Origin of the sequence: Bacillus sp. DB-2 (assembly GCF_003315125.1) — a bacterium.
In the GTDB taxonomy this organism is placed as follows: domain Bacteria; phylum Bacillota; class Bacilli; order Bacillales; family Bacillaceae_G; genus Bacillus_A; species Bacillus_A mycoides.
In genome coordinates this window covers 1-13,268 of record NZ_QNRN01000021.1, presented here as the reverse complement: position 1 = coordinate 13,268, position 13,268 = coordinate 1, and the positions used below count along the sequence as shown (strand labels likewise).

Here is a 13,268-nt window from a genome sequence, read left to right as displayed (position 1 = left end):
TGAAGTAATGGAAAGTACAGAAAAAAAAGAAGCGTTAATGCGAATAAAAGCAGCTTCGAAAAATGAATTGTATCGAAAGTTATTTGACCAATATGGTACAGATTATTACTACGTTGTCGATGAAAGTGTAAAACGAAACATCCCGTTTTTTTGGAAGAAGAATTATGAAATGTTAGTCGCTTTTCCTGAAGATAAACAGGAAGAAAGTAACGAAGGCGTAACTCAATTTCATGAACAATTAATGGATGTTGTAAATGAACCTTCAGAAGAAATTGTGAAGGCAAATGGAATTCAATCGGTACTGCACAATTTAGAAAACGTAACGACTTCTATGCCGTACGCAGCGATGCAAACAGGAAATAGTGAAGAATGGGCAAGAAAAAAAGAGAAACTATTACAACTGTTTGAAAAAGGGATTGTCGTTGTGAAACATACGGAGGCGACGAAAGTAACGAAAAAACAGCCTGCTGTGAAACAAGCTGTTCCTGTAAAGAAAGAAGAAGTAGTTGTTAAAAAAGAAAAGCAGGAATCTGTGCCATTTATTATTCAAAAAGTAATTCGGATGTTAGAACAAAACGATGTGGAACAATATTTCATTCATGCATATGCTGAAAAATTAAAAGTGAAGTTTGAGAATGCAACGATGATTACAGAAGAGGAAGTCATCGGATACATATTGGAAGATATGAGATCTCATTTCAATACTGAAAACGTATTTGAAAAAGAAGTACAAACGATTGCATTAATAGGTCCAACTGGCGTTGGAAAAACGACGACACTTGCGAAAATGGCATGGCAGTTTCACGCTAAGAGAAAAACAGTTGGTTTTATTACGACGGACCACTCTCGCATTGGAACAGTGCAGCAATTACAAGATTACGTAAAAACAATTGGGTCAGAAGTAATCGCTGTGCGAGATGAAGCAGCTATGACAAGGGCACTCAGTTATTTTAAAGAAGAAGCGCGCGTCGATTATATATTAATAGATACAGCCGGGAAGAATTATCGTACGTCAGAAACGGTTGAAGAAATGATTGAGACGATGGGACAAGTAGAGCCAGATTATATTTGTTTAACATTATCAGCTTCTATGAAAAGTAAAGACATGATTGAAATCATTACGAACTTTAAAGATATTCATATTGATGGTATCGTGTTTACGAAATTTGATGAAACAGCGAGTAGCGGTGAATTGTTGAAAATTCCAGCTGTATCATCAGCTCCAATTGTATTAATGACAGATGGACAAGACGTGAAGCAACATATACATATCGCTACAGCTGAACATTTAGCAAAACAAATGTTACAAACATCGTAAGAAAAGAGGTGAAGAATAAGGCACTTGCCTTATTCAAACGAGTATGAACGGTCTTTATATAGGTTCTATGGGTATGATGAATTACATGCAGCATATTAATGTTCATTCGAATAACGTCGCAAATGCCCAAACGACAGGATTTAAAGCAGAAAACATGACGTCTAAAGTATTTGATGTGCAAGACACATATCGCCGCGGAGACGGATCGGCGACAAATATCGGCTCGGTCGATTACGCTGTCGTACCAGCTGCGACGCATGTGAACTTAGTACAAGGAAATGTACAAATGACAAATAGTGCTACAGATTTCTTTTTAGACGACGGTGCGGCTGGCACATCATCATTTTTCGTTACATCTAAAAATGATGAAACATTTTTAACGAGAGACGGTAGCTTTACATTAAATAGTGATCGTTATTTACAAACAGCATCTGGTGCTTTCGTAATGGGTGAGAATAATGAACGTATTCGTATTCCAGAAGGAGCAAAGGTAGCTGTACAAGCAGACGGTACATTATACGATGAAGTAACACAAAATAATATTGCCCGTCTGCAAACGAAAACAGTAGACGTAGAAACGAACGCTCGCCTCGTACAACGTGAAAATAAAAGTTTTACACTAGCAGAAGGTAACCTCGCTGATTTACCGAATGGAACAGGGGCAGTACGTAATCATATGCTAGAAAATTCAAATGTGGATATGACGAAAGAAATGGCTGACCTTATGACGAATCAAAAAATGATTCAAGCATCGCAGCGCATCATGACTTCGTTTGATAAAATTTATGAAAAAGAAGCGAATGAAATATTGAGATAAGAGACTTCCCATAGCGGAAGTCTTTTTTATTATTGCTTTTATTACAGTTACATCATAAAATGATAATGATTATCAATATCATTTTATCCTTTTTCATAAGAATGGAATTTCATAATGATAGCAACATTGCTTAATTAGGTAAATTAAAAATAAGGGGATGGTGTGTATGTCTACAAAGAAACAACTTTGTATTGGATTATGTTTAATTTCTAGAAAGAAAGAAGATTGTATATTTGATTCGGGAATTGATGAGCAAGTAGAGTTAGCGAAGCAAGCAGAAAAATCGAAGTTAGATTTTGTTTTTAAAGCGGATTATTTAGTGGCACATCCAGATTTAATTGCACGTAATAAGGGGAATGTAATTTTAGATCCGACATTATTGTTTACGGCTATTGCGTATGCGACAGAAAAAATTGGAGTCGTTACGACCGCTTCAACATCATTTTATCCACCATATATACTAGCGAGGCAACTACAATCTTTAAATTGGATTAGTAACGGCCGAGTAGGTTGGAACATTGTCACATCAATTGATGGTGCTGAAAACTTTGGTGAGACAGGGATGCCACCATCTGAGGAACGATACGCGAAAGCGGCAGAATGTACAGAGTTAGTAAGAAAACTTTGGAGGAGCCATCCTTATGAAGTTTTGAAAGAAGACAACGCAGATGTAATTAGAGAAATGGTACAGCCAATTGAGCATAGTGATGAATACTTTGAGGTGAAAGGTCCACTTAATGTTCCGCAACATATTTCTGGGGAAATGCCTTTATTTCAAGCGGGTGCTTCAGAGTCAGGCCGGAATTTCGCTGCTTCTGTTGCGGATGCGATTTTTGCCGCAATGCCAGATGTAGAATCAGGAATCGAACTTCGTCAAGATTTAAGAAGAAGAGCAGAAAAGCATGGCCGAAAGCAAGATGATATACGTGTATTGCCTGGTTTATATTTCTTTATTGGTGATTCATATGAAGAAGCACTAGAAATGCACAGGCAAGCTCATCAACATCTTACAAAAGAGAAGAGGTACGCTTTACTCGAAATGGTTCTCGGATTAGACGTTAGAGGGATGCCATTAGAAAGTAAGGTTACTGAACATATGCTACCAAGTAGAAATCAAGCTGTACGCAGTAAAACACATGCCGAATTATTACGGAATTTCATCATAAAAAATGAACCAACTGTTGAGCAAATACTAGAACGACCAGAAGTTGTTGGTTCTGCTCATTGGGTCGCTATTGGCACACCACAAGATGTTTGTAAGCAAATTATGGAAAGATTTGAAGCAGGGACACTAGATGGATTTATTGCAATTCCAGGCGGTCCTCCAAAATCATTGGATTTATTCTTTAGTGAAGTCATTCCTTTATTCGTGAGAGCAGGTGTATTTAGAGAAGAGTATACAGGTTCAACTTTACGTGAGCATTTGGAGGGTAATATATCAAATGCTCTACAGCTGAAATAATTCATTATGCACAAAAAGCCTTTCAAAAGAAGGCTTTTTATTTCGAATAAAAATTCGGAATTATCAGTTGACTTGTAGAGGCTTCTTTTTTATATTAGTAGGTATAGCAATAACTACTAATGGAAAGTGAAATCGTCGTTTTGAAATTAGAGCTATATAAATTGTGAGGGGTTAGCGATGGATGAAATAATAAAGGAGTTACAAAAGTTAGGTTTTTCCCAGTACGAATGTAAAGCGTATATTGGACTATTAAAACATTATCCAGTAACAGGTTATGAAGTGAGTAAACAAACAGGCGTACCCCGTTCAATGATTTATGAAGTACTTGGCAAGTTGATGGATAAAGGAGCGGTGCATATCGTTCCTTCTGAACCAGTGAAATATGTACCAGTGCCAGCTACGGAATTAATGGATCGAATGCGAAAAGATTTTGAAAAGTCCTTTGAATTTTTAGACCGAAAATTAAATTGTTTAGAACAAGAGCGACAAATTGATGTAATTTCGCATATTCGCTCAAATGATCGTGTTTTGAAAGAAATATGCAATATAATTAATAGAGCAAAAGAAGAGTTATGGATTTCTGTATGGGAGGATCAAGTGCACGAGATTGAGCCATTCATTCATCAAAAGGAAGCGGAAGGCGTACATATTTTTTCAATTTTATTTGGTGCTCCAGAAACAAAAATAGGAGCGACATTTCACCATAATTATATGACACCTCACGTCGTTGAAAAGAGAATGGGTGGTCATTTAACTGTTATCGCGCGTGATGGGGAAGAAGTATTAATTGCTAACTTTTCAAATGATAGCACTTCATGGGCCGTTACAACGTATGATCCAGCTTTAGTTCTCGTCGCTACAGAATATGTTCGGCACGACATTATGGTGGAAGAGATTACGAAGGAGTTTGGAGCTGATAAATTAGATACATTATGGCGTGAAAACATAGATTTAGTTCATGTCGTAACAGGAAAACGTACTATAGAAGAAATGGAGGGAGATAATGGTGAATAAAGCTCAAGCACATATGACACTGCAGAGCGATGATTCATTTCAGCAAGGTGTAAAGGATTGTTTACCAACTGTATTTGGATATTTGAGCATCGGTATAGCGGCTGGTGTTATTGCGAAAACAGCAGGTTTCTCGATCATAGAAATTGCTTTTATGTCCACATTAATTTACGCAGGTTCTGCTCAGTTTATATTAGCGGGTATGTATGCAGCGGGTGCCCCAGCTTCGGCAATTATTTTTACTGTGTTCTTTGTTAATTTACGTCACTTATTAATGAGTGCTGCACTCGCACCTTACTTCACCAAGATACCTCTTTTTAAAAATTTAATAATTGGTTCGCAAATTACAGATGAAACTTTCGGCGTTGCAGTGCAACAAGCAGCACAAAAAGGCCATTTAGGCGAGAAATGGATGATGGGACTTAATGTAACAGCATATTTAAATTGGATTTTAGCTACAGTTCTCGGAGGGCTTTTTGGAGAGTGGATACCAGATCCTCATACGTACGGAATGGATTATGCGTTACCAGCGATGTTTATCGGATTATTTGTACTTCAGCTAATAAGTAGTAAACCGAAACTAGCCATTCATCTAAGTGTAGCAATTGTAGCAATTATTATCGCATACGTTTCACACTTATTTATGCCAGATAGTATAGCAGTTATTATCGCAACACTTTTAGCTGCGACAATCGGGGTGGTGATTGAAAAATGGAAGTAAGAGTGGACGTATTATTACTTTTACTAGCAGCCGGAGCTGTCACACTCGTACCACGTATTTTACCTCTTCTCGTATTTAGTAAACTACAAATTCCAGACTGGGGTTTAAAATGGTTAAATTACATACCAATTGCGATATTAGCAGCACTTTTAGCACAAGTATTATTTATGCATGAGACAGTGCAGTGGGATTATATCATTGCGGCAATTCCTACATTTTTCGTAGCGATATATACTCGTAGTTTATTAGGAACAGTATTAACAGGAGTCATTGTAATTATTTTGTTACGTTTATTTTTCTAAAAAGGATTCAGCTCATATAATAGCGAAAGGTGTAATAACATGAAATATATAGGGGTGGTGTTATGATACTTTTAACGATAGGAGCAATATTGTTAACGTTGTTTATTTTTTTTATTATCGGCTTTATTACGTTTATGATGTTTGTGGATAAGGCGACACCTCAAATTTATTACACACCTTGTGAATCAGTGACAGTGAAATCTAAAGGTAAACATAGAAGGAAGAAAAGTTGAATATTGGCTTTTCTTCCTTTTTTATCTGATTTTTCTGTATAATTTAAGTTAGTTATTCAACTAACTTAAAAGGTGGTGATATAAATGGCAAAGCCGAATGTTGTGAACAAGCAGAAGTTACTAGAAGCAGCAAAAGAAAGTATTACAGAGCATGGAATGGAAAAATTAACGTTAAAAGCAGTCGCAGAAAATGCTAAAGTTACACAAGGTACCGTATATTATCATTTTAAAACGAAGGATCAATTATTGCTTGAAGTGACTGAATCGTTTTGTAAAGAGTCGTGGGAACAGATAGGAAAGGATGTACAGCTAGAAAATGCTTTACAATCTGCTAAAAGTAGATGTGTGAAAGATTCAATGTATCATCATTTGTTTTTTCAATTAGTAGCTAGTGGGCTACAAAATGATGCGATGAAAGAAAAAATTGGCGAACTGTTACATTATGAAAATCAAGAGTTAAAAGGAGCTTTAGATACAAAAATAGCGGATGCAATCACATCACAAATTTCAACTGAAACGTGTAGCATTTTATGTAATGCATTAATTGATGGGCTGGCATTACAAGCCTTATTCAATCCATCTTTTTCTACAGATAAAGTATATGGTGATTTGCACATGCTTATGGAAAAGTTTATAGCGCTACAAGAGGGAGGTAATGGGAGTGAATAATAAACTGTGGCTCACTATTTTATTTTCTATTGGGATATGGTTTTTTGCCTCAGTATTTTTTATTGTTTTCGGATCTTCAGTTTTATTAGAATACACTTCAAATGAATTTTTTCTACAAATGACGTTTCTCGAATTAGGAACAGCTATAGCTTTATACTTTGTAATGTGGCTATATCAAAAACTGGACACTTCGAAATATGCAGTTATTAAGTTAGGTATATGTGGTACAGTAATTGGTTTAACCTTAGATTCTTACATCTTGTATAACTCTTCTAATATATTTTCACAATTATCCTCACAGCAGATCATATCATTTACCATTTGGATGGTTATTGCTTATGCTTTCTATTTAATAATTCCTTTAGTTATGGAACGAAAAAAATTGTTGTAAAGAGGTGTTTTCTCCTCTTTACAACAATTACATTCCCGAAAGAACTAACAACAATAATCCAAATAGAAGACTAATAAAAGAAAGAAAACCGATAGATATGGAAAAAACACGATTGTTTTTCCATTCGCGTGTGAAAACGATTAAACCTAAAACGCAAAGGAAAAACCAAATGGGTAGGAATATAAATTGACTAACTTTCTCAGGTAGTAATGAATAAAAATTTGTTAAATATAATATCCAATTCGCAAAGAATAGAGTGCATACGATGAATGATTGTAAGTGTGGTCGGTTTAGAAAAGTTCCTTTTTTAACCGTCATAAAAATGAGAGCTAATGCTGAAATGAAGGGAATTATTATGAATATGAGTAATAGTAATGTTAGTGGCATATGAAACTCCTTTACAAGATTTCTCTCTGGAACTTATATTCTTTCTCAACAAGGCAGATGCGCAGGTGGAAATTTTCATACCATTGCTCACGGCCTCTTTTTTTCGCTTCTTTATGTAAGGCGTTCCTTTTCCAATTTTCAATTGCTTCAAGTGACTCCCAATAAGAAATTGTAATTCCGAGTCCCGAATTATCACGTGCACTTTCGACACCTAAAAATCCAGGTTGCTGTTTCGCAAGGTCTTCCATTTTTTCAGCAACGGTACTATAGTCTGTTGTATCATTGGATAGATTTGAAGTGAATATAACTGCATAATAATGATTCGTTTTTTGTGGAGCATTTCCCATGTAATTTCCCCCTTTAATAATTATTTTAGCACGTAATAAAAAGAAGCATGGGGCTTCTTTTCTTTTTAGGCTGTAAATTTTAATCCAGCATACTTGCGCTTTCTTCTTTTGAATATTACGTTCCCTCATTATTACTTGTATAATTTGGTCAATTGTAAGTAGTTTTTTGAAATCGGACAATGGCACTTCTTTCCGTAATATAGAACATCATAAATGAGAGAAAAGGTATGAAGTTTCTATTTTATATTCGCAATTTAACGATTAATAAATCTAAAAATCTCTATATAAAAATGTATAAATTAGTAATTTATCACATATTTTGTTAACAAATAGCGGGATTTATATTAGAATAATACATATAAGGTATATTCGAATAATATACTAAAAAACTGTAATTAAGGAGGTAAACTCTTTGCACAATAGGATGAAAGGAAATAGAAAAATATTAAATACATTTGCAGTTGTTATGAGTTTATTTTTACTATTATCGCAGTTACAGTTTTTGAGTCCAATTGATGAGGTAAAGGCAGAAATCACAGAGGAAGAAGGTTTTGATACGCCAACTTATCAATCTATTCATAAAGGTGATATGTATTCTACCGGTAATGTGAATTTAGGTATTAAAGCCACTGAAGCTCAGAAGAAAACGGCATTGTATTCGGATATAACATATATTTATGGGACAACACCGAATGGTTATACACGGGAACTAATTGATGTGGATGATGACCCAACGACTACAAATTCATCTAAGGCATATATTCCTGTTCCGGAGGATGCTGAAATTGAGTGGGCTGGATTATATTGGAGTTCAACACGTTACGAATTAACACAACAGCAGTATGTAGCACCAGTTAAGTTGACCACTCCTGTAGGGAAGAGCTTTCAAGTATCACCAAGTAATACGTATTACGGAGGTGGCTTACTTTATGGTTTCGGTATTGATGGTACTTATTTTTCTAACTATGCAGATGTTACAGAGCTTTTAAATTCTTCTAATTCAAAAGGAGGAAGCTATACTGTAGCAAATATACCTTATCCGAATACAAAGCTTGCATATAATTCTGGATACTATTCTTTTGCTGGATGGTACATGTTAGTTATCACAAAGGATAAGTCAAAAACAAGAAAAGCGTTTACTGTGTATGATGGTGGATTAAAAAGAGCAACTGGTTCTGGTGAAAAAGAATTCACAGTGAAAAATTTTGTCGCTTCAAAAGCTGGGGATCTAGATCCGAAAGTTTCTGTTTTCGCTGTTCAAGGAGATAGATATTGGCAAGGTGATAAACTGTTTGTGCATACAGATAATGCATGGAAAGAAGTTACGGATAAATTAAATCCAACTGGTAATATATTCAATTCGACTATTTCTGAATATGAGGAGCATATGCGAGATAAGTATCCAGGTACTTTTGCTCCAGATTATAAAAATAATTTAGGAATTGATGCAGATTTAATTAGGCTACCAGCAGGATATATTAAACCAGAACAAAAAGAAATACGATTAAAAGCTGCTACATCTGGTGATGATTATGTATTAAATACACTAGCTTTTGCAGTAAATGCAACAGCGCCAGAGCTTGTCATTAATAAGGAAGTATTAAATCCGAAAGAAAAGTATGAATCCGATGATGAGGTTATATATCGTTTACATGTAAAAAATGTTGAGCCGAATTCAACTTCAATTGATACAAAAATTGAAGATGTTTTAGACCGTCGTTTACAGTTTATACCTGGATCAGTGAAGATTATTTCTGGCCCGAACGTGGGGGATCAAACAGAGTTAGTGATGGATGATCAAGTTGATTATGATGTAAAGACAAGAAAATTAACAATAAGAATTGGTGAAGGTGCTAATGCCACAAAAGGCGGAATTTATACTGATAAAACGCCTGAAACAATTGTTGAATTTAAAGCGAAATTAAAGGGAGAAAAAATAGAAAGTGAAATTCCTAATACCGCTGTTGTTCAAGGGATTGATAAGTTAACAGGGAGTCGTATTGAAGCGAATGATTCTAATAAAGTAGTCGTAAAAGTAAAACCAGACCGAAAACCTGATATAGATCAAAAAGGAAAATTGGCAGTAGAAAAATTAGCTAGAGATATAAATGGTGGAACTCTTAAAGTAGGAGAAAAACTAGAGTATACTGTTAAAGCTAAAAACAGTGTGCAAAATTTTATCTTAAAATCTGTGAAAATTACAGATAAACTTCCTGAAGGTGTAGAATATGTTCCGAATACGATCAAGATAGACGGAAAGGAACAAACGGATGTAGAAGATGATGATCAGGCACATATAAAAGATGGAACGATATTTGCTCATTTCGGTGACCTTAAAAGTGAAGAAGAGAAGGTTATTACGTTTGAAGTAGTTATAAAACAGGAAATGGCAAATAAGAAAATAAAAAATATAGCAGTTGTTGAATCTATTAGTGTACCAGATCAAAAGAAGCCAGAAGTCGAAACATTGGTTGATCGGTTGTATGGACAACTAGAATCAAAGAAAGAAGTAACTGGTGGGGTAGATGGAAAAGTACACGTAGATGATGAACTTGAATATAAAATTAAACTTCAAAATAAAGTTGAAAATGGACTCATAAAAGATGTTCGCATTGTTGATAAGCTTCCTAGCGGAGTGGAGTATATAGCAGGTAGTTTGAAAATGAACGGTAATTCATTGACAGATAATGTGGATGAAGATGCAGGATCATATGAGGACAATACAGTTAAAGTAAACTTTGGTGATGTACTTGATACAGAAGAAAGAATTGTAACTTTCAAGGTGAAAGTTACAAAGGAATCGCTAAAAACAAAAGAAATAGAAAATATAGCGATTGTGGAAGGGAAAACACCAGATGGTGAAGATTTACCACCAGAAAAGCCAACTGTAAAAACGAAAGTGGAAGCGAAGGAACCAAAGGTTATAAAGACAGTTTCTGATGCAGATGAAACAGAGGTAGAAAAGGCAACATTGCAAAGTGAGAATGAAGAGTTTACATGGCATGTAAACTATAATTTTGGAAATGACGTAGCAAATGTTGAAAAAATAGTATTACAAGATGATTTAGAAGATATTTTAAAAGTAGTACAAGTAAGACTTGTAAATGCAAATGGTGAAGAGATACAAGTTATACCAGAAGTCGATGAGCAGTCGAAAAAGGTGAAAATTGAACTACCGAAGCGAGATGGCAGTTACGAATATCTTATGAATCAATCGTATACGATGCATATTAAATCAAAGCTAGATATGAGTATGGGTGTGGATATTTTAGAAACTTATACTGCAAAGGGTGGTATACGAAATAAAGCGGAGTTACTATTTGATCAAAAGAAAATTGTATCGAATGAAGCATTAATCATACCACCATCTTTTGGGAAAATTGAGATTCAGAAAGTAGATGCGAAGGATGAAAATCTCAAATTAGAAGGTGCAGTATTTCAAGTGATAAATCAAGCTGGAACTGTAGTGTCTGAATTAACAACGAATAAAGATGGTATAGCGATTTCTAATGCATTATTAGTAGGGAAATATACGCTGAAAGAAGTACAAGCCCCAAATGGCTACATGCTTTTGAAAGAGCCAGTTGAAATCGATGTGACGCAAGAAACATCTGCACAGAAAATAAAGATAGAAAATCATAAAAATGAATGGATTATCCCGGAAACGGGTGGTATAGGAACAATTATTTTTTATGTAATTGGTGGAATATTGATGTTCATTACATCTTTCTTCTTCTTTAGAAAAAGAAAAATTATGAAATAGATTAGTAGTTTGCAAAAATGGTATACACAATAGGGGAGTGGAATTTGATGAAAAAGATTTTTAGCACATTTCTAATATGTATTTTAGCTTTTTCGACATTAATGAATATGACGGTTAGTGCTGAATCAAAAAATACAGGTACTTTAACGATTCATAAGTATGAGCAAGGTAAGGATGCGAAGCCTGGTGTAGAGGGCAATGGCAAAGAAGGACAAAGTGTTCCAGAGGGGGCAAAGCCTTTAAAAGATGTAACATTTGAAATTAAACGTATTGCATCATTTGAACAAACTTCTGATGGGAAAATAGTAAAAGAAAATATTAATAAAGTAACGGATAGCGTTATTACAAAAGTGACAGACGCAAATGGAATGGCAGTCTTTAATAATCTTCCATTAGGACGTTATGAAGTAAAAGCTGTTAAAGGTCCAGACCATATTGAATTAGATAAGAGTACTTTTATTGTTGATATTCCAATGACAAGTGCAGACGGTAAAGATTTAAACTACGATGTTCATATTTATCCAAAGAATGAAACGAAACGTGGTTCAGTAGAATTAATAAAAAAAGGTGAAGGGGACAGTGTGTTACCAGGTGCGGAATTCCATTTATTCAAAAAAAATGAAGATGGCACAAACACACAAGTAAAAACACCACTTCCACTAGTAACAGGATTAGATGGTAAAATTAGTGTAGATTCTTTAGAGTATGGAAGCTATTATTTTATAGAGGAAAAGGCTCCAAAAGGTTATTTAACAAGTAAAGAAGAATATCCTTTTGCTATTAAAGAAACTGGTAAACTAGTTAAGTTAGAAAAAGATGTAAAGAACTATAAAGAGCCTACAATTGAAAAAACGATTAACGACAGTTCAAAGAACGCGGGAATAAATCGTGAAACAGAGTATACGTATGATATTAAAACATTGCTTCCTGAGGATATTCAAACGTATCAAAATTATGTTGTAACCGATGCTTTAGATGATCGTTTAGAGGTTGTTGGAACACCAATTGTAATGATTGATGGTAAAAAAGTTGATGAGAGTATTGTAAATGTAATTGTTGCTGGACAAAAGGTTATTGCTTCAGTGGAAGATTTTTCGAAAGTAACAGGGAAAGAATTACACTTGCAAATTACTGCGAAAATTAAAGGGGATGTTCAATCTGGAGTGGAAATTCCGAACAAAGCAGTACTTGATTTTGTAAACAAAGATGATGTTTCATCAGAAAAAGATGGAAAACCATCTAATGAAGTAGTGGTTACACCAACAATGGGAAGTATTAAAATTGAAAAAATCGATGGTAAGGATAACAAACTTAAATTACAAGGTGCGAAGTTCGAATTACAAGATAAAAAGGGAAATGTAATAAAAGTAAACAAAACAGAAATAAAGGGTGTAACGGATGATAATGGTATTATTACATGGAATGAAATCCCTTACGGTGAATACCAAATTGTTGAAACAGAAGCACCAAAGTATATAGATGAAGATGGCGCAGTAGAGCAATATCAAAAATTAAGAGATCCGATTGAGATTAAGATTGATGAAAAACATCAAAAAATAGAGCTACAAGTAGAGAACAATAAAAGCGGCTGGATTATCCCACAAACAGGTGGTATAGGAACAGTTTTATTCACAGTAGTTGGTTTGTTATTAATGGTGACAGCGGCGTTTATTTTCTTTAGAAAGAAACCTGTGAAGAATTCTTAATTAATATTTTTATAATAATTGAGTTTGGAAAAGAGGAAGGGCATATTAAAATGTACCCTATAGAATAGACACTGAAAAAAAAGTCTATTCTATAGGGTATTTCTTGTATAATGAGAGAAAATTGGGATCGGAGAAAGTTCA

At 34.7% G+C, this 13,268-nt stretch carries 13 protein-coding genes; 11 read left to right on the top strand and 2 right to left on the bottom strand.

Annotated features, from left to right (window positions below; genetic code table 11):
* The first annotated feature begins 7 nt into the window (after nt 1-7).
* The 9 genes from flhF (at nt 8) to DET63_RS27205 (ending at nt 6,924) form a co-directional block, all read left to right on the top strand.
* On the top strand, nt 8-1,318 hold the full coding sequence (gene flhF, locus DET63_RS27245; protein ID WP_002193128.1) for a flagellar biosynthesis GTPase FlhF: 1,311 nt from the start codon (nt 8-10) through the stop codon (nt 1,316-1,318).
* A gap of 43 nt (nt 1,319-1,361) precedes the next feature.
* Entirely contained in the window at nt 1,362-2,135 is a 774-nt protein-coding gene (locus tag DET63_RS27240) for a flagellar basal-body rod protein FlgG (protein WP_113938406.1), read from the top strand.
* 166 nt (nt 2,136-2,301) lie between these two features.
* Nucleotides 2,302-3,597, top strand: a complete 1,296-nt coding sequence (locus tag DET63_RS27235; RefSeq protein WP_113938405.1) for an NtaA/DmoA family FMN-dependent monooxygenase — start codon at nt 2,302-2,304, stop codon at nt 3,595-3,597.
* A gap of 177 nt (nt 3,598-3,774) precedes the next feature.
* Nucleotides 3,775-4,611 (top strand): TrmB family transcriptional regulator, encoded by an 837-nt coding sequence (locus tag DET63_RS27230; RefSeq protein WP_002168713.1) that lies wholly within the window; start codon nt 3,775-3,777, stop codon nt 4,609-4,611.
* Entirely contained in the window at nt 4,601-5,329 is a 729-nt protein-coding gene (locus DET63_RS27225) for an AzlC family ABC transporter permease (RefSeq protein ID WP_002126646.1), read from the top strand. Before DET63_RS27230 ends, DET63_RS27225 begins: the two co-directional genes overlap by 11 nt.
* Nucleotides 5,320-5,631, top strand: a complete 312-nt coding sequence (locus DET63_RS27220) for an AzlD domain-containing protein (protein WP_002168712.1) — start codon at nt 5,320-5,322, stop codon at nt 5,629-5,631. The genes DET63_RS27225 and DET63_RS27220 overlap by 10 nt, the downstream gene beginning before the upstream one ends.
* A gap of 62 nt (nt 5,632-5,693) precedes the next feature.
* Nucleotides 5,694-5,864 carry a DUF3951 domain-containing protein gene (locus tag DET63_RS27215; protein WP_016088508.1) on the top strand — a complete coding sequence of 57 codons (171 nt, stop codon included), beginning with the start codon at nt 5,694-5,696 and terminating at the stop codon, nt 5,862-5,864.
* An 84-nt stretch (nt 5,865-5,948) separates the two neighbouring features.
* On the top strand, nt 5,949-6,533 hold the full coding sequence (locus DET63_RS27210; RefSeq protein ID WP_113938404.1) for a TetR/AcrR family transcriptional regulator: 585 nt from the start codon (nt 5,949-5,951) through the stop codon (nt 6,531-6,533).
* Nucleotides 6,526-6,924: a DUF5367 family protein gene (locus DET63_RS27205; protein ID WP_113938442.1), complete on the top strand. Its 399-nt coding sequence runs from the start codon at nt 6,526-6,528 to the stop codon at nt 6,922-6,924. Before DET63_RS27210 ends, DET63_RS27205 begins: the two co-directional genes overlap by 8 nt.
* Before the next feature lie 27 nt (nt 6,925-6,951).
* On the opposite strand, the gene DET63_RS27200 is transcribed toward DET63_RS27205, so the two are convergent.
* Both DET63_RS27200 and DET63_RS27195 read right to left on the bottom strand, forming a co-directional pair.
* Nucleotides 6,952-7,311, bottom strand: coding sequence for a hypothetical protein (locus tag DET63_RS27200; RefSeq protein ID WP_113938403.1), 360 nt, complete (start codon nt 7,309-7,311; stop codon nt 6,952-6,954).
* A gap of 11 nt (nt 7,312-7,322) precedes the next feature.
* Entirely contained in the window at nt 7,323-7,658 is a 336-nt protein-coding gene (locus tag DET63_RS27195; protein WP_061675770.1) for an antibiotic biosynthesis monooxygenase family protein, read from the bottom strand.
* Nucleotides 7,659-8,082: 424 nt separating this feature from the next.
* Between DET63_RS27195 and DET63_RS27190 the strand changes: the two genes are divergently transcribed.
* Both DET63_RS27190 and DET63_RS27185 read left to right on the top strand, forming a co-directional pair.
* Nucleotides 8,083-11,421 (top strand): isopeptide-forming domain-containing fimbrial protein, encoded by a 3,339-nt coding sequence (locus DET63_RS27190; RefSeq protein ID WP_113938402.1) that lies wholly within the window; start codon nt 8,083-8,085, stop codon nt 11,419-11,421.
* A gap of 47 nt (nt 11,422-11,468) precedes the next feature.
* Nucleotides 11,469-13,127 carry a SpaA isopeptide-forming pilin-related protein gene (locus tag DET63_RS27185; protein ID WP_113938401.1) on the top strand — a complete coding sequence of 553 codons (1,659 nt, stop codon included), beginning with the start codon at nt 11,469-11,471 and terminating at the stop codon, nt 13,125-13,127.
* Nucleotides 13,128-13,268 lie beyond the last annotated feature (141 nt).